Source organism: Rhizobium sp. P40RR-XXII, assembly GCF_012641405.1.
In the GTDB taxonomy this organism is placed as follows: domain Bacteria; phylum Pseudomonadota; class Alphaproteobacteria; order Rhizobiales; family Rhizobiaceae; genus Rhizobium.
The window spans coordinates 49559-68058 of record NZ_JABAII010000011.1; the positions used below are offsets into that span (position 1 = coordinate 49559).

General features: G+C 59.8%; 20 protein-coding genes. 4 read left to right on the plus strand and 16 right to left on the minus strand.

Features of this window, described 5'->3' with window-relative positions:
* Nucleotides 1-61: 61 nt before the first annotated feature.
* The 6 genes from HGP16_RS20705 to HGP16_RS20730 all read right to left on the minus strand — a co-directional run bounded on the left by HGP16_RS20705 (nt 62) and on the right by HGP16_RS20730 (nt 6755).
* The gene (locus tag HGP16_RS20705; RefSeq protein WP_168841889.1) at nt 62-823 is read right to left on the minus strand and encodes a M48 family metallopeptidase; all 762 of its coding nucleotides are present in this window, start codon (nt 821-823) and stop codon (nt 62-64) included.
* Nucleotides 824-1014: 191 nt separating this feature from the next.
* On the minus strand, nt 1015-1452 hold the full coding sequence (locus HGP16_RS20710) for a DUF2852 domain-containing protein (protein WP_168841890.1): 438 nt from the start codon (nt 1450-1452) through the stop codon (nt 1015-1017).
* Between the two features lie 321 nt (nt 1453-1773).
* Nucleotides 1774-3051 (minus strand): polyhydroxyalkanoate depolymerase, encoded by a 1278-nt coding sequence (locus HGP16_RS20715; RefSeq protein WP_168841891.1) that lies wholly within the window; start codon nt 3049-3051, stop codon nt 1774-1776.
* Nucleotides 3052-3345: 294 nt separating this feature from the next.
* Nucleotides 3346-4188, minus strand: coding sequence for a fumarylacetoacetate hydrolase family protein (locus HGP16_RS20720; RefSeq protein WP_168841892.1), 843 nt, complete (start codon nt 4186-4188; stop codon nt 3346-3348).
* 131 nt (nt 4189-4319) lie between these two features.
* Entirely contained in the window at nt 4320-5738 is a 1419-nt protein-coding gene (locus tag HGP16_RS20725; protein WP_168841893.1) for a pyridoxal-dependent decarboxylase, read from the minus strand.
* 63 nt (nt 5739-5801) lie between these two features.
* On the minus strand, nt 5802-6755 hold the full coding sequence (locus HGP16_RS20730; protein WP_168841894.1) for a glutathione S-transferase family protein: 954 nt from the start codon (nt 6753-6755) through the stop codon (nt 5802-5804).
* A gap of 176 nt (nt 6756-6931) precedes the next feature.
* On the opposite strand from HGP16_RS20730, the gene HGP16_RS20735 reads away from it, so the two are divergent.
* The gene (locus tag HGP16_RS20735; protein WP_168841895.1) at nt 6932-7231 is read left to right on the plus strand and encodes a DUF2218 domain-containing protein; all 300 of its coding nucleotides are present in this window, start codon (nt 6932-6934) and stop codon (nt 7229-7231) included.
* An 82-nt stretch (nt 7232-7313) separates the two neighbouring features.
* The gene (locus HGP16_RS20740; RefSeq protein ID WP_168841896.1) at nt 7314-7913 is read left to right on the plus strand and encodes a nitroreductase family protein; all 600 of its coding nucleotides are present in this window, start codon (nt 7314-7316) and stop codon (nt 7911-7913) included.
* 65 nt (nt 7914-7978) lie between these two features.
* Here HGP16_RS20740 and gyrB read toward each other — a convergent pair whose 3' ends face one another.
* From gyrB to HGP16_RS20765, 5 genes are all read right to left on the minus strand, one after another.
* The gene (gyrB, locus tag HGP16_RS20745) at nt 7979-10414 is read right to left on the minus strand and encodes a DNA topoisomerase (ATP-hydrolyzing) subunit B (protein WP_168841897.1); all 2436 of its coding nucleotides are present in this window, start codon (nt 10412-10414) and stop codon (nt 7979-7981) included.
* A 261-nt stretch (nt 10415-10675) separates the two neighbouring features.
* Nucleotides 10676-11041, minus strand: coding sequence for a helix-turn-helix domain-containing protein (locus HGP16_RS20750; RefSeq protein WP_168841898.1), 366 nt, complete (start codon nt 11039-11041; stop codon nt 10676-10678).
* On the minus strand, nt 11038-11622 hold the full coding sequence (locus HGP16_RS20755; RefSeq protein ID WP_168841899.1) for a Smr/MutS family protein: 585 nt from the start codon (nt 11620-11622) through the stop codon (nt 11038-11040). The genes HGP16_RS20750 and HGP16_RS20755 overlap by 4 nt, the downstream gene beginning before the upstream one ends.
* Complete coding sequence (locus HGP16_RS20760; RefSeq protein ID WP_168841900.1) at nt 11622-12740, minus strand: murein transglycosylase A; 1119 nt, start codon at nt 12738-12740, stop codon at nt 11622-11624. Before HGP16_RS20760 ends, HGP16_RS20755 begins: the two co-directional genes overlap by 1 nt.
* A complete protein-coding gene (locus HGP16_RS20765) occupies nt 12737-13438 on the minus strand; it encodes a Tim44/TimA family putative adaptor protein (protein ID WP_168841901.1) in 702 nt (233 codons plus the stop codon). Before HGP16_RS20765 ends, HGP16_RS20760 begins: the two co-directional genes overlap by 4 nt.
* A 146-nt stretch (nt 13439-13584) precedes the next feature.
* Between HGP16_RS20765 and HGP16_RS20770 the strand changes: the two genes are divergently transcribed.
* Together HGP16_RS20770 and secB are read left to right on the plus strand one after the other, a co-directional pair.
* Nucleotides 13585-14103, plus strand: coding sequence for an FxsA family protein (locus tag HGP16_RS20770; protein ID WP_168841902.1), 519 nt, complete (start codon nt 13585-13587; stop codon nt 14101-14103).
* 93 nt (nt 14104-14196) lie between these two features.
* Nucleotides 14197-14679: a protein-export chaperone SecB gene (gene secB, locus HGP16_RS20775; RefSeq protein WP_112339883.1), complete on the plus strand. Its 483-nt coding sequence runs from the start codon at nt 14197-14199 to the stop codon at nt 14677-14679.
* 116 nt (nt 14680-14795) lie between these two features.
* Here secB and dnaQ read toward each other — a convergent pair whose 3' ends face one another.
* Genes dnaQ through HGP16_RS20800 form a run of 5 tightly spaced genes read right to left on the minus strand, consistent with a single transcriptional unit; the run spans nt 14796 to nt 18433 of the window.
* On the minus strand, nt 14796-15512 hold the full coding sequence (gene dnaQ / locus HGP16_RS20780; RefSeq protein WP_168841903.1) for a DNA polymerase III subunit epsilon: 717 nt from the start codon (nt 15510-15512) through the stop codon (nt 14796-14798).
* A gap of 17 nt (nt 15513-15529) precedes the next feature.
* A complete protein-coding gene (gene coaE, locus HGP16_RS20785; protein WP_168841904.1) occupies nt 15530-16129 on the minus strand; it encodes a dephospho-CoA kinase in 600 nt (199 codons plus the stop codon).
* Entirely contained in the window at nt 16129-16986 is an 858-nt protein-coding gene (locus tag HGP16_RS20790; protein WP_168841905.1) for a shikimate dehydrogenase, read from the minus strand. The genes coaE and HGP16_RS20790 overlap by 1 nt, the downstream gene beginning before the upstream one ends.
* Complete coding sequence (locus HGP16_RS20795; RefSeq protein WP_168841906.1) at nt 16979-17578, minus strand: Maf-like protein; 600 nt, start codon at nt 17576-17578, stop codon at nt 16979-16981. The genes HGP16_RS20790 and HGP16_RS20795 overlap by 8 nt, the downstream gene beginning before the upstream one ends.
* Nucleotides 17579-17611: 33 nt before the next feature.
* Nucleotides 17612-18433: a pyruvate, water dikinase regulatory protein gene (locus HGP16_RS20800; protein WP_168841907.1), complete on the minus strand. Its 822-nt coding sequence runs from the start codon at nt 18431-18433 to the stop codon at nt 17612-17614.
* Nucleotides 18434-18500: the final 67 nt, after the last annotated feature.

The following is an 18500-nucleotide window of genomic DNA, read 5'->3' on the forward strand; positions in this document are numbered from 1 at the left end:
GTGTGCGAGGGGCAAAGGCCTTAGGCGGGGTAACATGTCTCTGTCGGCCCAAGTAGCCTTCTCAATCGAAATCGATCGCGTGCAGCTGGCTGCCATGGCGCTTCAGCCAGGCCTTGGCCTCGTCCATGTCGGGGCAGAGCTTGCGACAGAGCGCCCAGAAGCGCGGGCCGTGGTTCATTTCGCGCAAATGCGCGACCTCGTGGGCGGCGAGGTAATCGATGACCAGCGGCGGCGCCATGACGATGCGCCAGGAAAAGCTCAGATTTCCCTGAGAGGAACAGGAACCCCAGCGGCTGCGGGTATCCTTCATGGCGATGGAGGTGACCGTGGCGCGGATGGACTTGGCATGCACCGCCACGAGTTTTTCCAGATCGGCGCGGGCCTCCTTCTTCAGGAAGGTCGCGATGCGGCGGCCGGCATGTTCCGGCATTCCGCTGACGCGCAGCACCGGAACGCCCTCGACGACGATAGCTTCGGTCAGGCCGCGCAGGCTGCCCGTATGCTCGATGCGGTGACGCACGCCACGCAGGAGGATTTCGCTGCCGCTGCGCAGGCCGTTGTCGACAGTAAACCTCGCCAGCTTGGTCAGAAGCCAACCCTGGTGCCGGTCGAGAAAGGCGTTGACCTCGCGGGCGGCAAGGCCGCGCGGAATGGTCATCTTCAGCGATCGCCCGCCGGGCTCGATCCTAAGCGTTATGCGCGTCGCCCGCTCATGCTGGCGGATCGTCAGCGGCATCAGCCGGCCGGCGACATCGAGGGTGCGCGTTTCCGGCGCGGGCGGCTTGGCCGGCGGTTTGCGGGATCTGGAGAGCAGCGGAAACATGAGGCAGTTTTATATGATTCGCCAAAGCGCGTCGCAATCTTTCAGATTCGCTCCGTGCGCTTTGGTCTTTGATTTACGCATGTCGTTATCGCAAAACCGCTGCGCATTTTTGCGCGACTTGCTTTGCGGTTTCTGCCAAAGAAAAACCGGCATCGAACGATGCCGGTTTTGACCTCGTGACGGAACTTCCGTCACGGCGTCTGGAATTCAGTCGGCGAGCCGCCATTGTCATTGCGCTTGACGCTGTTGCGCTCGCGCATGAAGCGGTCGAACTCTTCCTGGTCCTTGGCACGGCGCAGCTCGCGGGCATAGGTGTCGAACTCGGCACGCATCTCGTCGAGCTTGCGGCGCTCCTCTTCGAGGCGCTCGAGTTCAGCCTTGCGCCAATCGTCGAAGGCGACGTTACCGGTGGAGAAGGAATGGCGGTGACGGCCGCGATGACGGCCGCAGCCGGCGAACATGCCGTCGGTTCTTTCATTCACGTCCCGTTTGAAATCCCGCAAACGTTCTCCGAAGAGAATATAGGCGAGCATGGCGAAGCCCAGCGGCCAGAAGACCACGAAGCCGAGCACCATCAGGGCAATAGTAGCCGGAGTCCAATCCGGGCGAAGCAATGCAGATTGGTTCATTGTCAGGTATCCTCGCACGGCGCATTGCCCCTCGACCGACAGCGATCGATGGAAAGGCTTCTGCGCGGTTTTTAAAGCTCTACCTGCATCTCAGCGCGTTCCAAGGACGCGCGGCGCGGTAAACGGCCCGACATCTCTGCGGTACCGCTGGAATCGAGATGGTAACCTCTTCGTGAGGCTTCAATGGCATCGCCAGGCGGAATCGGACAAGTGTTTGAATCCGCCAGATTAATTCAACAAAAGCTAATAGTTTGCGCTGCCGGGGCGGCTTGGCTTCCCATCCGCAGTCCGGTCGCGCTATCTATTTGATTTTATGTGCTCTCAGGCAGATTTTCCGCCCTTGATGACCCTCTTGACGATTGGCCTGCCGGTGCGGGCATGCTCGCGCGTGAAGGCCAGAATGCGCGGCGCGATTTCGCGGCGGAAGCGCGAGCCGTTGAAGACCCCGTAATGGCCGACATCCGGCTGCAGATAGTGCATGCGCATGTGCTCTGGGATGTTGGTGCAGATTGTCTGCGCCGCATGGGTCTGGCCGACGCCGGAAATATCGTCGTTCTCGCCTTCGACGGTCAGCAACGCGATGTTGCGGATGGCGGAGGGATCGACGCGCTCGCCATGATGCATGAGTTCGCCCTTGGGCAGCGCATGCTTGATGAACACCTGATCGACGGTCTGCAGATAGAATTCCGCCGTCAGATCCATGACGGCCAGATATTCGTCATAGAAATCGCGGTGCTTCTCAGCCGGCTCGCCGTCATTCTTGACGAGATGGACGAAAAAGTCCTTGTGGGCGATCATATGGCGATCGAGGTTCATCGACATGAAGCCGGAAAGCTGCAGGAAGCCGGGATAGACTGGCCGCATAAAGCCCGGCTGCGGCCAGGGCACGTTCATGACGACATTGTCGGCAAACCATTCCAGCGGCTTTTCCTTGGCGAGCTGGTTGACGGCGGTCGGGTTGATGCGGGTGTCGATCGGGCCTCCCATCAGCGTCATCGACGAAGGCGCCAGGCGGTCGCCCGCCGCTTCCATCACGGCGGCGGCCGCCAGGACAGGCACCGAGGGCTGACAGACGGCGACCACATGCGTATCCGGCCCGAGATGATGCAATATTTCGATGACGTAATCGATATAGTCCTCCAGATCGAAAGTGCCATCGGTCATCGGCACCATGCGGGCATCGATCCAGTCAGTGATGTAGATATCGGCGCCCGGCAGCAGGGCTTCCACCGTGCCGCGCAGCAGCGTGGCATAATGGCCCGACATCGGCGCGACGATCAGGATGCGGGGATCCGCCCCATGGCCGGCGGGCAGGCTGCGCTCGAAATGGATGAGATTGCAGAACGGCTTCTTCCAGACGATCTTCTCATGCACCGAGACCGGCTTGTCCTCAATCGTCGTCTCATGCAGCCCGAATTGCGGCTTGCCGTAGCGCCTGGTCGTGCGCTCGAAAACCTCGAGGCTGGCCGTTAAGGTGCGGCCGAAGACGGTGTGCGAAAGAGGATTAAGCGGATTGGCATAGGCCAGGCGCATCATGTCCGCAGCAGCGCGAAAAGGGGCGAGAGCGGCATGATTGAGTTCGTAAAACTGATAAAACATGGGGGCTTTACCTTTCGTGATGCGGGTATGCGACCACGCAAATCACCTAAATCATTAAAACGCACGCGCCTTGCGTGTCGCTATCTTCGCTGTGGCGCTTCTCCAGTCGCCCTGCGCAGCAGGATGATCGCGGCTCCTCTGCGCCTCATCCTTTAAGCTCTTACTATCCAACCTAGCAGCTTTTGCTGCAGAGCAACATAACGGCTGCCGATTCTTCCTGTAAAAAACGCCGGAGAATCGCTTCTCCGGCATCAACAATGATCTCAAAAAGTTAAAGTTCCCGAGCTTTACGCGTCATGCGTCAGCCAGGAAGGTCTGCCGCTGGGAGCCCAGGCCTTCCATGCCGAGTTCGACGACATCGCCCGGCTTGAGATATTGCGGCGGCTTCATGCCCATGCCGACGCCGGGTGGCGTGCCGGTGGAAATGACATCGCCCGGGTGCAGCGACATGAACTGGCTGAGATAGGATACGAGGTAGGCTACGCCATAGACCATGGTCCTGGTCGAACCGTTCTGCATCATCTTGCCGTTGACCTTGAGCCACATGCCGAGATTCTGCGGATCGGCAATCTCGTCCTTGGTGACGAGCCAGGGGCCGATCGGGCCGAAGGTGTCGCAGGACTTGCCCTTGGTCCATTGCCCCGAGCGCTCGGTCTGGAAGGCGCGTTCGGATACGTCGTGCGAGACGCAGTAACCGGCGACATACTCCAGCGCATCGGCTTCGCTGACATATTTCGCCTTCTTGCCGATGACGACGCCGAGCTCGACCTCCCAATCGGTCTTTTCCGAGCCGCGTGGGATCAGCACGTTGTCGTTCGGGCCGACAATGGCCGAGCTTGCCTTCATGAAGATGATCGGCTCGGGCGGCACGGTGGCGCCGGTTTCGGCAGCATGGTCGGAGAAATTTAGGCCGATGCAGATGAACTTGCCCGTGCCGGCAACGCAGGCGCCAAGGCGGCCTTCCGTCAGTTCGGGCAGGCTCTTCGGATCGAGGGCTGCAATCTTTGCCAGACCGGCGGGCGAAATGGCCTCGCCGCCGATATCGGCGACATGGGCGGAGAGATCGCGGATCTTGCCGTCGCTATCCAGAAGCGCCGGCTTTTCCTTGCCGACTTCGCCAACACGCAACAATTTCATGGATTTTCCTTCCCTGCATTTTCAAAGACGAAATTGATAACATCATATATGAACGAATTATTCACCAGTGTCATCAATCGATTTCGGAGCATAACACGTCTTGTCTGCCCGCGGCGGAACAACAACTTTTCCTATGCGGACGGCAAAGATCGTGCGATTTCAACGATCGTGACGAAGGCCATATCGACATCTTCCGCCGTCGTCTCGAACTGTCCGGCCTGAAAGCGAATGACTAATCGACCGCCCACCCGCGTCTGCGTCAGATAAATGCGCCCATCATTGTTGATGGCGGCGATCAGACGCTGAGTATGATTTTCCTGATCAGCGCCGGCGGGCGCTTTGTGGTCGAAAGAGAAGAGCGACAGGAACGGCTGGGTGACGATCTCGAAATCCGGCTCGGCGGCCAGACGCCTTGCCAGGGTCTCGGACCAGCCGACATGGTTGCGGATCATCGTCCGCAAGCCTTCGAGCCCGTGATAGCGCAGTAGGAACCACAGCTTCAGCGCACGGAAGCGGCGGCCGAGCGGCACCGACCATTCGGAATAATTGGTAATGCCATCATGGCCGTGGGTACGCAGAAATTCCGGATGGATTGCCAGCGTGCGCACCAGGGATTCCGGCTCGCAGATGAACTGGACCGAACAATCGAACTGAGCGCCAAGCCATTTATGCGGATTGAAGACGATGGAATCAGCCTTCTCGACGCCTTGCCATAGCGTCCGGAATTCCGGGCAGATCATTGCGGAGCCTGCCCAGGCAGCGTCGACATGCACATAAAGTCCATAACGGTGCGCGACTTCGACAACTGCGGCGATATCGTCGCAAGCACCGATGCTGGTGCCGCCGACACAGGCGATCACGCCGGCCGGCAGCAGGCCCGCTGCGCGATCTCGCTCGATCGCGGTCGCGAGCGCCTGCGTATCCATGGCGCTATTGGGGCCGCCAGAGGGAATGCGGACAAGGTTCTCCGCGCCGACGCCGGATATCCAGATGGCTCGATCGATCGAGGTGTGGACCTGATCGGTGGAATAGATTCGCACCGCCTTGTTCGCCGCGAGGCCTTGGCTGTTGCCCCGCCAATCGAGCGCCCTTTCCCGCATGACCAGAACGGCTGCAAGCGTTGCCGTCGAGGCGGAATCCTGGATGACGCCGGTGAAGCGGCTGGGGAGGCCAAGGGCCTGGCGCAGCCAGTCGACCACCTTGGTTTCCAGCTCGGTCGCCGAGGGCGATGTCTGCCACAGCATGCATTGGGCAGCGATGGCGCTGACCAGATATTCGGCGATCACCGAGACGGGAGCAGCATTGGCGGGAAAATAGGCGAAGAAGCGTGGATGCTGCCAATGCGTCATGCCGGGGACGAGGATATCCTCAAAATCCTTGAAGATATCCTCCATGGCTTCGCCTGTTACCGGCGGGGAGTCCGCGATGCGGGCGGCGATTTCTCCCGGCGCTATCTTCGCCCGGACCGGCCTGTCGCGAAGCGATGCGCGATAATCCGCGCCCCAATGCGCCGCCTTCTCCGACCACTGCCGGAACTGCTCCCAATCCATGACGGTCCTCCCTGCTCCATCGAACGGGCGGACCTTAGACCGGTTTTGGTACCCGGTCGAGTATCAGAACAGCTCGTCGAGGGCAGGCCCCAGCGGCACGATGCCTGTGGGATTGAGCGTCGCTATCGAGTAGTAGCCGCGCTTGATATGATCGAAGCTGACCGTTTCCGCAATCCCCGGCCAATCAAGCATGCGACGGCAGAAGGATTGGAGATTGGCATAGTCGGACAGGCGGCGGAGATTGCATTTGAACAGGCCGTAATAGGCGACATCGAAGCGGACGAGGGTGACGAACAGCCTGATATCGCTTTCCGTGGGATTGTCGGCAAAGAGGAATGTCTTGCCCTCCAGTTCCGCCTCCACCCGATCGAGACAGGCGAATACTTCGTTGAAGGCATCTTCATAGGCGACCTGCGTCGTGGCAAAGCCGGCGCGATAGACGCCATTGTTGAGAGCGGGATAGATCCGGGCATTGAGACGGTCGATCTCTTCCCGCTTGCCGGCCGGATAAAGATCGATGTCGTTGCGAGCCAGATCACCAAAACCGTCGTTCAACATGCGCAGGATGTCAGCCGACTCATTGTTGACGATCGTGCCGGTTCGCTTGTCCCACAGCACCGGGACGGTGGCGCGGCCGGTGAAATGAGGATCGGCCTTCGTGTAGATCTCGTGCATGTAGGTGACGCCATGGACGGCGTCATTCGTGGCACCGGGATAATCGCCAAAACGCCAACCCTGCTTGGAAAGCACCGGTTCGACGACCGAAACGGAAATAACGTCCTCCAGCCCCTTCAGCTTGCGGCCGATCAGGGTGCGCGACGCCCAGGGGCAGATCAGCGCGACATAGAGGTGATAGCGGCCGGCCTCCGCTTTGAAACCGCTCTCGCCCGTCTGCCCCGTTCGGCCATCGGGCGTTACCCAATTCCGAAAGCTCGAGGTCTGGCGGACGAAGCCGCCCTTCTCATCCTTGGCCTGGACCGGCTGCCAATCCTCGGTCCATTTTCCATTTACCAGCAAGGCTGCATCTCCACTCGCACCTGTTCCTTCATAAGGACACCATAGCGGAACAGAATTTCACCGGAATAACGCAAACTTGAAACAGACTGTCTACCTGGAGGATGCGGATGGCTCTATGTATGAAAAGTGCTGACTGAGATCAGGTTTTGCGATCAGGCTTATTGGAGCATCATCCCATGGCGACATCCGTTTCCAACGTTAAAACCGATCATGCCAGCCGCTATCTCCAACAGCTCTGCAAGCACTGGAGCCATCGCTTCAGCGTGGAATTCGATGCGGCGGCCGGCAAGGTGCCCTTCAGCCCGGAAAACTCCCTCGATCTGGCGGCCAAGCCCGGCCTCTTGGTCATGACGCTGACGGTCGAGAAGCCTGAAGATCTCGAGCGCATGCAGAACGTCGTCGCCGATCATCTCAAGCGCTTTGCTTTTCGCGAAGAGCTCGACGTGGCCTGGACTGCCGGTGCGGCCAGAGTATAGGTTCCCATCCCGTGTTCATAGCCAGCCAACGGACCGCTTCCAGCGGCCCGCGGGCTAGCCCTCCCTGACGAAAGAAGCTCCCATGACATCCAGCAACAGCCGCGAATCCCAATACCCGATCGACAAGCTCTTTCTCGATCGCTGGTCTCCCCGCGCCTATTCCAATGAAACCATGCCGGAAGCCGACCTGCTGACCATTCTGGAAGCGGCGCACTGGGCACCCTCCGCCTCGAACCTGCAGCCCTGGCGCTTTCTTTATGCGCTGCGTGGCTCGGAACACTGGGACAGGTTCCTGAGCGTCCTGATCGACTTCAATCAGGGCTGGGTGAAATCCGCGGCCGCCCTGCTTTTCGTCATCTCGCGCACTCATAACGGCGAGCTTGGTTCGGCCGAGCAGAAGCCCAGCTACAGCCATTCCTTCGATGCAGGAACCGCATGGGGCTTCCTGGCAATCCAGGCGCATCTAGCCGGCTATGAAGCCCATGGCATGACCGGCTTCCATGTCGAAAAATCCTATGAGGTCCTCGGCATTCCCGAAGGCTTTCGCGTCGAAGCCGCCGTCGCGATCGGTAAGGTCGGCGACAAAAACCAGCTTCCGGAAAAGCTGCGCGAGCGCGAAGTGCCGAGCCAGCGCAATCCGCTTTCGGGGCTCGCCTTCAACGGCACCTTTATCGCCAAGTAATTGATAAAAATGGAAAAGGCCCACCAGACAGCCGGCGGGCCTTTTTCATGATGTTCGGCAACTGATCAGATGTCGAGATTGGCGACGTTCAGTGCGTTATCCTGAATGAACTCGCGCCGCGGCTCGACTTCGTCGCCCATGAGCCGGGCAAACAGCCCGTCAGCATCGGTGGCATCCGTGACCTTCACCTGCAGCAACGTGCGGACGTTCGGATCGAGCGTCGTTTCCCAGAGCTGCTCGGCATTCATTTCGCCGAGGCCTTTGTAGCGCTGCAGCGTCAAGCCCTTGCGTCCCCCCGCGAAGATCATATCCAGCAGCATGCGCGGACCGGAAATCTCCTTCTCGCCATCGCGGCGAACGAGCTTCGGCGGGGTCTGGTAGACTTCCTTCAGGCGAGAGCCCAACTGATCGATGAGGCGGGCATCCTGCGAGCCGATGAGCGCCAGGTCGAGGAAGACGACTTCCTTGACGCCACGCACCGTGCGCTCGAAGCGCAGACCGCCCTCGTCCGTCACGGCACCGCTCCAGCCGCGCTCGGTTTCCTCGGCGATGACGTCAAGCCGCTTGGCAACATCATTCACCAGCGCTTCGGCACGTGCGGAATCGCTGACCATTTCGGCATTGAGTGCGCCGGCGATCGATGCCTGTTCGACGACGGAGCGATTGTAGCGGGAATGCAGATTGTCGATCAGGGTGCGCAGTCGCAGCGCATCGTAGATCGCCTCGCGCAGATCGTGGCCGGCGCGAACTTCGCCATTGCCAAGATGCAGGCTTGCATCCTCGGTGCCCTGGCCGATCAGATATTCCTCGAGCGCCTTCTCATCCTTGACATACTGCACCGACTTGCCGCGCGTCACCTTATAGAGCGGCGGCTGGGCGATATAGAGGTGACCACGCTCGATGAGATCGGGCATCTGGCGGAAGAAGAAGGTCAAGAGCAGCGTACGAATATGCGCGCCGTCGACGTCTGCGTCCGTCATGATGATGATCTTGTGATAACGCAGCTTCTCGGCGTTGAATTCGTCCTTGCCGATGCCGGTGCCGAGCGCGGTGATCAGCGTGCCGATTTCCTGGCTCGACAGCATCTTGTCGAAGCGGGCGCGCTCGACGTTCAGGATCTTGCCGCGCAGCGGCAGGATGGCCTGGTTTTCGCGCGAGCGGCCTTGCTTGGCCGAACCGCCCGCCGAGTCACCCTCGACGAGGAAGACCTCGGATTTGGCAGGATCGCGCTCGGAGCAGTCGGCAAGCTTGCCGGGCAGCGAGGCGATATCCAGCGCACCCTTGCGGCGGGTCAGTTCACGCGCCTTGCGGGCGGCTTCGCGGGCAGCGGCGGCCTCAACGACCTTGCCGACCAGCACCCTGGCTTCGGACGGATGTTCTTCGAGCCAGGTGCCGAGCGCCTCGTTGACCAGGCTTTCGACCACCGGGCGAACCTCGGAGGAAACCAGCTTATCCTTGGTCTGCGACGAAAATTTCGGATCGGGAACCTTGACCGAGAGCACCGCGGTCAGGCCCTCGCGGCAGTCATCGCCGGTCAGCGTCACCTTCTCTTTCTTGGTGATGCCCGATGTATCGGCGTAGGAGGTGATCTGGCGCGTCAAGGCCCCGCGGAAGCCGGCCATATGGGTGCCACCGTCGCGCTGCGGGATGTTGTTGGTGAAGCAGAGCACGTTTTCATGGTAGCTGTCGTTCCACCACATCGCCACTTCGACGGTGATGCCATCCTTCTCGCCGTGGATGGAGACCGGCTTGTCGACCAGCGGCTTCTTGGCGCGGTCGAGATAGGAAACGAAGGCTTCCAGGCCGCCATCATAAAGCATTTCTTCCTGCCTGACGTCGGAATGGCGCTTGTCGGACAGCAGGATGCGGACGCCGGAATTGAGGAAGGCGAGTTCGCGCAGGCGATGCTCCAGGGTGCCGTAGTCGAATTCCGTCATGGTGAAGGTTTCGGTGCTCGGCATGAAGCTGACTTCCGTGCCCGTGGCATCGCCCGCGTCACCGGTCTCCTTTAGCGGCGCATCGGCAACGCCATGGGTGAAGCTCATTTCGTGGATCTTGCCGTGACGGCGGATCTTCAGGCGTAGCCAGACGGAGAGCGCGTTGACGACGGAAACGCCGACGCCATGCAGACCGCCGGACACCTTGTAGGAATTCTGGTCGAACTTGCCGCCGGCGTGAAGCTGGGTCATGATGACTTCAGCCGCCGAAACACCTTCGCCAGTGTGAATAGCCGTCGGAATGCCGCGGCCGTTGTCCGTAACCGTCACCGAGCCATCGGGATTGAGCGTGACCGTCACAATATCGGCATGGCCGGCCAAGGCCTCGTCAATGGCGTTGTCGACGACCTCATAGACCATGTGATGCAGGCCCGAGCCGTCATCCGTATCGCCGATATACATGCCGGGACGCTTGCGCACCGCATCAAGTCCTTTCAGGACCTTGATGGAATCTGCGCCATACTCGGCGTTGCCACCGTTATCGGTTACGGATGTGTCGCTCATATATTGAAGTCTTTCCAGTAGTTTAGAGAACCATGCCGATCCCTAGAGCATGATGCCGAAAAGTGTCAGCGCATTTCGGACGACATCATGCCCTACTTCTTTGAGTCTAGAGCGGATTCAGATTTTAGGTCGTTTCGACCTGAAATCATCCGGCTCCAACGAATCAGCGGTTTTTCCTCGCCTGTATATAGGATGTTTCGCCCTGAAGTTCCAAACGGAAGGCCCCGAAATCAAGTATAAAACAGGGGATTAAGGCGGTTTTCAGCCGGTTTTCCCGGCATTTTCCAGAACTCGGCTCAGCTCCCGGATCGTCGCGGCGTCAAGGCCGCGGATCTTGCCCGCCAAGTGATTGACGAAGGCCGTATATTCGGGCGCAAGCCCGGATGTATCGACGACGACGCGCGGATCGGAAAACCGGGCCAGCAGGAAAAGTTCTTCGGCTTCGTCCCAGATGATATTGAAATATCCGGCAATGCGCTGCAGCAGGTCGAAGGTCGGCAAGCCGCGCTTCCCATGTTCTAAGGCGGATAAGTAAGCCGGAGTCACATTCAACGCCGCCGCCATCTGCTTCTGCGAGACGCCCTTGCGTAATCTCAGCTTTCGCACGGCTTCGCCGAAGGGGGTCAAAGCTTCTCCCCCTTCAAGCGCGACAGGCGGATATAAAGCGCACCCTCGCCGCCATGATGTTGCGCCGCCGTCTCGTAGGAAGAGATCAGACAGCGGAATTCCGGTTTGGAAAACCAGAGCGGTACGGCGCGCTTCAGCGCGCCCTCGCTGCCCATGGAGCTGCCCTTGCCGGTTATGACAAGCACATGGCGAAGGCCGCGGCTGTGAGCTCGCAGCAGAAAATCCAGAAGCATGGAATGCGCCTCGCTCTGGATGAGGCCATGAAGGTCGATGCGGGCCTCAAGCGCCAGGTGGCCCTTGGCGATCTTGCGTTTGACGGGGCGTTCCAGCGGGTGGTGTCGGCCGCTGGGCTGCTTCGCAGGCGCCGGTGCTTCCTGGGTTTCTGCCGGGGCGGGCGCTGTCTTCGCCTTCGCGGCACGGCCGCTTTCCTCTTTTTCGGCTTCTGCACGCAGCGCCGCTTCGAAAGCCTCGATATCCGCCATGCGGCCCGGCATGGGGCGGGCGCTCTTGGCGACCTTTCCCCAAAGGATGCGGTCCTCCGCGCTGAGCTTTCGTTCCTTGTTCTGCCGTTCCGGGGCCATCAGCCGAACCTTTGCGCCGCCGCTTTCGGAATGAGAATATAAAAATCGGCGTCATTGCGCACGGTGCCGGCGAGCTCTCCGGCATCATAACCCGAACCGGTAAAGATATCTCCGCGCGCCGGCCCGACGATCGCCGAGCCCGTGTCGAGCGCCAGCATCAGCCGCGCGAAAGGCTTGCCGCCATCGAGATGGGTCAGGCTTTCCGAACGGATGAAGAAGGGAAAGCCGAAGGTGTGGATTAGCCGATCGATCGCAAGGGACCGACCCGCCACCAGCGGCACCTTTGCAGCTGCGATCGGACCCAACGCCGGATCGCTGACATCAGCCTCGCGGAAGAAGATATAGGATCGATTGTGCCAGAGGACCTCGTCGACCTGTTCAGGGTGTGCATAGAGCCAGTCGCGGATCGTCTGCATGGAGATCGTGGCGCGGTCCAGCAAGCCGCGCTCTATGAGCAGGCGCCCAACCGCCGAGAAGGGATGACCGGCCTTGGCGGCATAGGTGATGCGGCCGAGACGCCCATCCGGATAGCGCAGGCGCGCCGCGCCCTGCACATGCACGAAGAAGACATCAACCTTGGATTTCGCCCAGGCGATCTCCAGCCCCTTGCCGTCGAGATAGCCGCGATCGATCTCACCGCGATCGGGATAGGCGGAAATTGCGCCGCCCTGGAGCCTGCCGAACATATAGGACCGGTCAAGCCCAGCGGGGCGGTTGGCGTCGTCCAGATCGATTAGATCAGCCGGCCGGCGATAAAAGGGGTAGCGGTAGGTTTCGTCCGGTTCGGCCGAAACTTCGATTTCCGGCTCATAGAAGGCCGTCACGAAACCGGTCGCGCCGCCATCGCGGCGAATGAAGAACGGTTGGCAATGCTCCTCGAAAAATGCCCGGGCGTCGGGCGCGCTTTGCGGCTCTCTTCCCTCTGCGGCATCGAGGAGCGTCAGGAGATCGGCCGCAGTCAGTCCGGCCGCGCCCGTGCGATAGGGCTTCACGTCGCGGATATAGGCTCGACAGTCCTTCATGGCGCGAAAAAGGCTGGAAGGATCATCGTCCTTCCAGCCCTTCAGATCGGCGAAGGTTGCCGGCTCCAGCCTGAATTCCTGCAATGGGATCGTCATTGTTCGGATTCGGTCGCCACGAGTTTCCAGTTCGGATCGCGCGAACGCGTGTCGCGGGCGAAGGTCCACAGGTCGCTGATCTCGGCCACAGCTTCGGCATCGCCATCGATCACGGTGCCGCTCTTGTCGTAGATGGCGGAAATCATCTGGCTAACGATGCGCATGGTGATGAAGGATTCCGTTCCCTTCATCTCGGCGCTGAGGATATCAGCCTTGTCGATGCCGATGAAGGTCGATTTGACCTTCTCGCCCTTAGCCTCGCGATCGGCGATGGCGGTATCGAAACCTTCATAGACCTCACGCGACAGCAGTCCCTTCAAAGACTTGCGATCGCCATCGGCAAAGGCCATAACGATCATCTCATAGGCCATGCGGGCGCCGTTGACGAATTCCTTCGGGTTGAAGGCGGGATCAGCCTTGCTCACTTCACGCAGCGAGTCGTTCAGCGGCGTACCAGCCGGGGCGAAGGTATCGATGGCGGCAAAACGGTCTTCCTCTTCGGTCGCATCGCGCCGCGGCAGGGTCACCACCTTGCCGGCATCCGGCGGCGTCGGGCCATTTGCCGGATCTGCGGAACCATAGAGATCGCGCGGCGGCTTCTCATTCCCCGTGCGGCGGCCAAGAACACTGCGCAGCTGAAAGAAGATCAGCACTGCCGCCACCAGGAAAAAGATCGTCACAAAGTCGTTTGCACCCATCTCGTATCGGAACCACCGTTAAAATTAAAAGATTAATCCCCATATAGTCCGCATCGATCTATCATTCAAATAGCGGACCAGTTTCTTTATTATACGCGAGAAACCAACGCCTACGCGAAGAAACCCGCTTTCAGGACCACCGTAACATGCGCCTATCACTTCTTCCTATCTTCGTTTCTCTGATGCCTCTGGCGGAAATCGCCGGATTCATCGTCGTCGGAAAAATGATCGGCGTCTGGGCCACCCTGGGGCTTGTCATCCTCAGCGTGCTGCTCGGTGCCGTTCTCTTAAGAATTCAAGGGATCGGGATCCTCCAGCGCATCTCCGCCGAAAGCCGCAATGGCGGCGATCCCGGCCGCGAGATGGTGCATGGCGCCATGATCGTCGTCGCGGCCTTTTTCCTAATGCTGCCCGGCTTCATTTCCGATATCATTGGCCTGCTGCTTTTCATCCCGGCGGTGCGCGATCTTGCCTGGACGGTGCTGCGCAAGCGCATCGTCGTTGTCGGCAATTCGCGCGCCTTCCGGCGAGGACAGGGTCCGGACGCCAGCCCGCAAGGCCGGCCACGCAACCCTGAAACGGTGGTCGATCTGGACGAAACCGATTTCCATCGCGAGCCGAACCGCAACTCGCCATGGTCCGATCAGAAGCGCCTAAAGGACTAGAATAGCGCAATTGAGCACCGGGCCATAAGGGTTGTAAGCCCCTATTCTAAATGCTAGATGGCGACACCCATCGAGACGTGAGAGGACACCCCCATGGCCAACGAGACCAACGGCAACGGTGCAGCCAGCCCGAGCCTCAGCATCCTTGCTCAGTACACCAAGGATCTTTCCTTTGAAAATCCGGGGGCTCCGCGCTCGCTTCAGGCCCGGGAAAATGCTCCCGACATCAATATCAATGTCAACGTCAACGCCAACCCGCTGTCGGACGAGGATTTTGACGTCGTGCTGACGCTGAATGCCGAAGCCAAGGATGGCGAGCGCGTTCTCTTCCATACCGAGCTGGTCTATGGCGGCGTCTTCCGCGTCACCGGCTTCCCGCAGGAACACATGCTGCCGCTGCTTTTCATCGAATGCCCGCGCCTGCTGTTCCCCTTCGCACGCCAGATCATCGCTGACGTCACGCGCAATGGCGGCTTCCCGCCGCTGATGATCGACCCGATCGATTTCGCGCAGATGTTCACGCAGCGCATGGCCGAGGAGCAGGCCCGCGCCCAGGTTTCGGCCGTTCCGAACTAGAGCAATTCCAGTGCGCAGCGGTTTTCCGCCTAGAATTGCTAGATAACAAAGAGATAGAATAGAAATGCCCGGATCGAAAGACCTGGGCATTTTCTTTGACGACCTGGGGAAGCGCCTTATTCGGAGGCGCGATATTTGGACCAGATTCCCTTCGCGCCAAGCTTGGCGACCAGTGCGGCATGGGCAGCGAGCTCTTCCTCGCTCAGTCGGCTCGGCAGCGGATAAGGCCGTTCGAGAATATCAGCAACGATTTCCTCCACGGCATAGTTCTGACGCGAACGCGCCGACGAACCATTGGCGCTGCCGAGACCCAGCGCGGTCTGCCGGCCGCCGATCATCTCGATATAGACTTCGGCGAGCAGTTCGGAGTCGAGAAGCGCGCCATGCTGGGTGCGATGCGAATTGTCGACGCCGTAGCGCCGGCAGAGTGCATCCAGCGAATTCGGACCCATGGGATGCTTGCGCCGGGCCATGGCGAGCGTATCGATCACCATATCGGGCAGGATCGGCGGCCGGCCGATCCTTGCAAATTCCGCGTTGACGAAGCCCATGTCGAAGGTGGCGTTGTGCGCAATCCATTTGGCGTCGCCGAAGAAATCGAGGATCTGATCCGCAACGACTTCGAAGGGCGGCTTGTCCTTCAGTGATTCATCGGTGATGCCGTGCACAGCAAGCGCATCGGGATGAACCTTGCGGTCGCCGGGATTGATAAAAAGATGCAGCGTTTTGCCGGTCGGGAAATGGTTGAAGAGCTCGATGCCGCCGATTTCGATGATACGGTCTGCCCTGTTGTCGAGGCCGGTGGTTTCCGTATCGAAAATGATTTCGCGCATGTGGGGGCTCCGCCTTCCTATTTCTTATTCCGCTGCTTGCGCCGCAGATCCGCGACGATCTCTCTTACCTGCTTGCGGGCCGCATCGATACTGCCGCCGGTATCGATGACGTAATCGGCGCGTGCCCGTTTTTCCGCATCCGGCGTCTGTCGGGAGAGAATCATGTTGAATTTTTCCTCCGTCATGCCTGGTCGGGCAAGCACTCTTTCTCTCTGAATCTGTGGATCACAGCTGACGACGACGATCTTGTCGACCCTCTTGTCCGCGCCGGTTTCGAACAGGAGCGGAATATCCAGCACCACCATATCGGCGCCTGCTTGCCGCTGACGTTCCAGGAATTCGCGCTCGCGCTCGCGAACGAGCGGATGGATAATGGCTTCGAGACGCTTGAAACCGGAGGGTTCGCCCGCAAGCTTCCGGCTGAGTTCCTGCCGGTCGACTTTGCCATTGCTGGTCGTACCGGGGAAGGCAGCCTCGACCAGAGGAACCGCTTCGCCGCTATAAAGATCATGCACGACAGCATCGGAATCGTTCGCCGGAATTCCGGCTTCGGCGAAGAGTTTCGCCGAGGTCGATTTTCCCATGCCGATCGATCCCGTCAGCCCGATCCTGATCATCAATGCTTTTCCATATCCGCGATGATCAACGCCCTCAAAGTATCATCAACCACCGGACGCTTTCCGAACCATTTTTCGAAGCCTGGCACCGCCTGGTGCAACAGCATGCCAAGGCCATCGACGATGGCAAAGCCCTGTTCCTCGGCCTGCGTCAGAAGCGGCGTCTTCAAGGGTACATAGACAATGTCGGTAACGACAGCCCCTTGTGCAAGTGGCGAGAAATCGATCCGCGGTGCGGCTTCGCCATCCATGCCGAGCGAGGTCGTGTTGATGAAAAGGCCGGCACCTTGCATGACGTCGCCAAGTGCTGCCATCGGATGGGCATGAACACGTTCGCCGAACCGATCCGCCAGCTCCCGCGCCCGCTCGACCGTGCGGTTGACGATGTGGATTTCCTTGAAGCCGCGATCACGCACGGCCTGTATCACCGCGCGGCTGGCGCCGCCTGCGCCGAGGATCACGGTCCGGTCGCTGCGATCCCAGCCGGGATGACGCTCATCGAGGTTCGCCGTGAAACCACGGCCATCGCTGTTCGTCGCATGCAGCAGCCGGTCCTCGATCCACAAGGTGTTGGCGGCGCCAAGTTCTTCCGAAAGCTCATCGGGCCGATCGGCGAGTTTGAACGCCGCTTCCTTGTGAGGGATCGTGACATTGCCGCCGACGAAGCCGCTGGTGCCCTCTTTCAGCGACGTGATGAAGGCAGCGAAATCCTCGGGGAGCACTGCATGCGCGCGATAGCTTCCGGCCAGACCGAGCTGCCGCAGCCAGTAGCCATGGATCAGCGGCGAGCGCGAATGCTTGATCGGATAACCCGTTACGAAAGCGTTTATGCCCGGTGTTTCACGTGAATCATCCATCGATCGTCCCCAACTCACGCAGTTTTTCCAGCAGCGGCAGCATCGGCAATCCGACGATCGTGAAATAATCGCCGTCGATTTTCGAGAAAAGCTGGATGCCTTCGCCCTCGAGCTGATAGGCGCCGACGCTTGACAATGCCTTCTCTCCGACGCGGCCGAGATGCCGATGGATGAAATCGGCCGGCAGCTCGCGCATGGTCAGATCGGCGTGCGACACATGCTCCCAGATGATATCGCCATTGCGGGCCAACGCGATGGCGCTGTTCAGGCGATGCGTTTTACCCGACAGGGTCCGCAGATGATTTTCCGCATCCGCCATCGTCTTCGGTTTGTGGAAGACCTGGTCACCGAGCGACATGGTCTGATCCGAACCGATGACGAGCGAGCCCGAGAAGCGATCGCTGACTTCCTTTGCCTTCGCCTTTGCCAGGACGAGCGCGACAGCATCGGGGCTGGCGCCATCCCGTTCGAGCGGGGCTTCGATTGCGCGTTCGTCGACATCGGCGGCGATGGCCTGGAAATGCAACCCGGCATTTTCCATCAGCATCCGTCGGAATGGGCTGGATGATGCAAGAATAAGGGGCACGGTCATGACGGCTGCCTCCGGGATAATAATGTGCAGCGCTTAACGCAGCTTGGGGCGCAGGGCAACAATGGCCGCCGCAGTCTCTTCGATCGAGCGGCGCGTGACATCGATGATCGGCCAATTGTGTCGGGCGCAAAGCGAGCGGGCATATTTCAGCTCTTCGGAAATGGCGGCGCGATCCGTATAGTCACCACGATCGAAGCCGGGCGTCGTGCCGAGAATGCGGTTTTCGCGTACTTGCGAGATGCGATCGGTCGTTGCCACCAATCCGACGATCAATGGCTTGGTCGCCTTGCTCAAGCTCTCCGGCAACGGCACGCCGTGGACGATAGGTATATTGGCGGTCTTGATGCCGCGATTGGCCAGATAGATGCTCGTCGGCGTCTTCGAGGTGCGGCTGATGCCGATGATGACGACATCGGCATCGTCATAATCATCCGGCATCTGCCCGTCATCATGATCCATGGTGAAGTTCAGCGCTTCGATGCGGGCGAAATAATCAGCGTTCATCACATGCTGCGCGCCGACGCGTCGGCGCGATGCCGTACCGAGATAGGTCTGGAAGACATTCATGACAGGTTCGAGAACATTGACGCAAGGCACGCCCATATCCTTGCACCGCTCGGCGATGAAATCGGCGAGTTCACGATCGACGATCGTATAGAGGACAATGCCGGGGCTATTATCGATCGCCTCCAGAACCGGCAGCAGCTGCTTGCGGTTTCTGATCAGCGGATAGACGTGCTCGATCGGCTGGCTAGCATGGAATTGCACCGAGGCGGCACGACCGGCGGAGATGAGAGTCTCGCCCGTTGAGTCAGAAATCAGGTGCAGATGAAAGAAGCTCGTTCGGTTTTCCACGCTACTTTCCGTCACCTGTTGATATCTCGGGAGAAAAGAGAGGTACGAGAAGGGGCCTATCCTCGGC

Excerpts from the sequence above, each read along its gene's own strand:
- HGP16_RS20710 (WP_168841890.1), bottom strand. The coding sequence starts at position 1,452 with ATGAACCAATCTGCATTGCTTCGCCCGGATTGGACTCCGGCTACTATT.
- HGP16_RS20760 (WP_168841900.1), bottom strand. The coding sequence starts at position 12,740 with ATGACGATCCCATTGCAGGAATTCAGGCTGGAGCCGGCAACCTTCGCC.
- HGP16_RS20790 (WP_168841905.1), bottom strand. The coding sequence starts at position 16,986 with ATGGATGATTCACGTGAAACACCGGGCATAAACGCTTTCGTAACGGGT.
- gyrB (WP_168841897.1), bottom strand. The coding sequence starts at position 10,414 with ATGAGCGACACATCCGTAACCGATAACGGTGGCAACGCCGAGTATGGC.
- HGP16_RS20795 (WP_168841906.1), bottom strand. The coding sequence starts at position 17,578 with ATGACCGTGCCCCTTATTCTTGCATCATCCAGCCCATTCCGACGGATG.
- HGP16_RS20725 (WP_168841893.1), bottom strand. The coding sequence starts at position 5,738 with ATGGATTGGGAGCAGTTCCGGCAGTGGTCGGAGAAGGCGGCGCATTGG.
- HGP16_RS20705 (WP_168841889.1), bottom strand. The coding sequence starts at position 823 with ATGTTTCCGCTGCTCTCCAGATCCCGCAAACCGCCGGCCAAGCCGCCC.
- dnaQ (WP_168841903.1), bottom strand. The coding sequence starts at position 15,512 with ATGCGCGAAATCATTTTCGATACGGAAACCACCGGCCTCGACAACAGG.
- HGP16_RS20765 (WP_168841901.1), bottom strand. The coding sequence starts at position 13,438 with ATGGGTGCAAACGACTTTGTGACGATCTTTTTCCTGGTGGCGGCAGTG.
- HGP16_RS20735 (WP_168841895.1), top strand. The coding sequence starts at position 6,932 with ATGGCGACATCCGTTTCCAACGTTAAAACCGATCATGCCAGCCGCTAT.
- HGP16_RS20740 (WP_168841896.1), top strand. The coding sequence starts at position 7,314 with ATGACATCCAGCAACAGCCGCGAATCCCAATACCCGATCGACAAGCTC.
- secB (WP_112339883.1), top strand. The coding sequence starts at position 14,197 with ATGGCCAACGAGACCAACGGCAACGGTGCAGCCAGCCCGAGCCTCAGC.
- HGP16_RS20720 (WP_168841892.1), bottom strand. The coding sequence starts at position 4,188 with ATGAAATTGTTGCGTGTTGGCGAAGTCGGCAAGGAAAAGCCGGCGCTT.
- coaE (WP_168841904.1), bottom strand. The coding sequence starts at position 16,129 with ATGATCAGGATCGGGCTGACGGGATCGATCGGCATGGGAAAATCGACC.
- HGP16_RS20755 (WP_168841899.1), bottom strand. The coding sequence starts at position 11,622 with ATGGCCCCGGAACGGCAGAACAAGGAACGAAAGCTCAGCGCGGAGGAC.
- HGP16_RS20770 (WP_168841902.1), top strand. The coding sequence starts at position 13,585 with ATGCGCCTATCACTTCTTCCTATCTTCGTTTCTCTGATGCCTCTGGCG.
- HGP16_RS20715 (WP_168841891.1), bottom strand. The coding sequence starts at position 3,051 with ATGTTTTATCAGTTTTACGAACTCAATCATGCCGCTCTCGCCCCTTTT.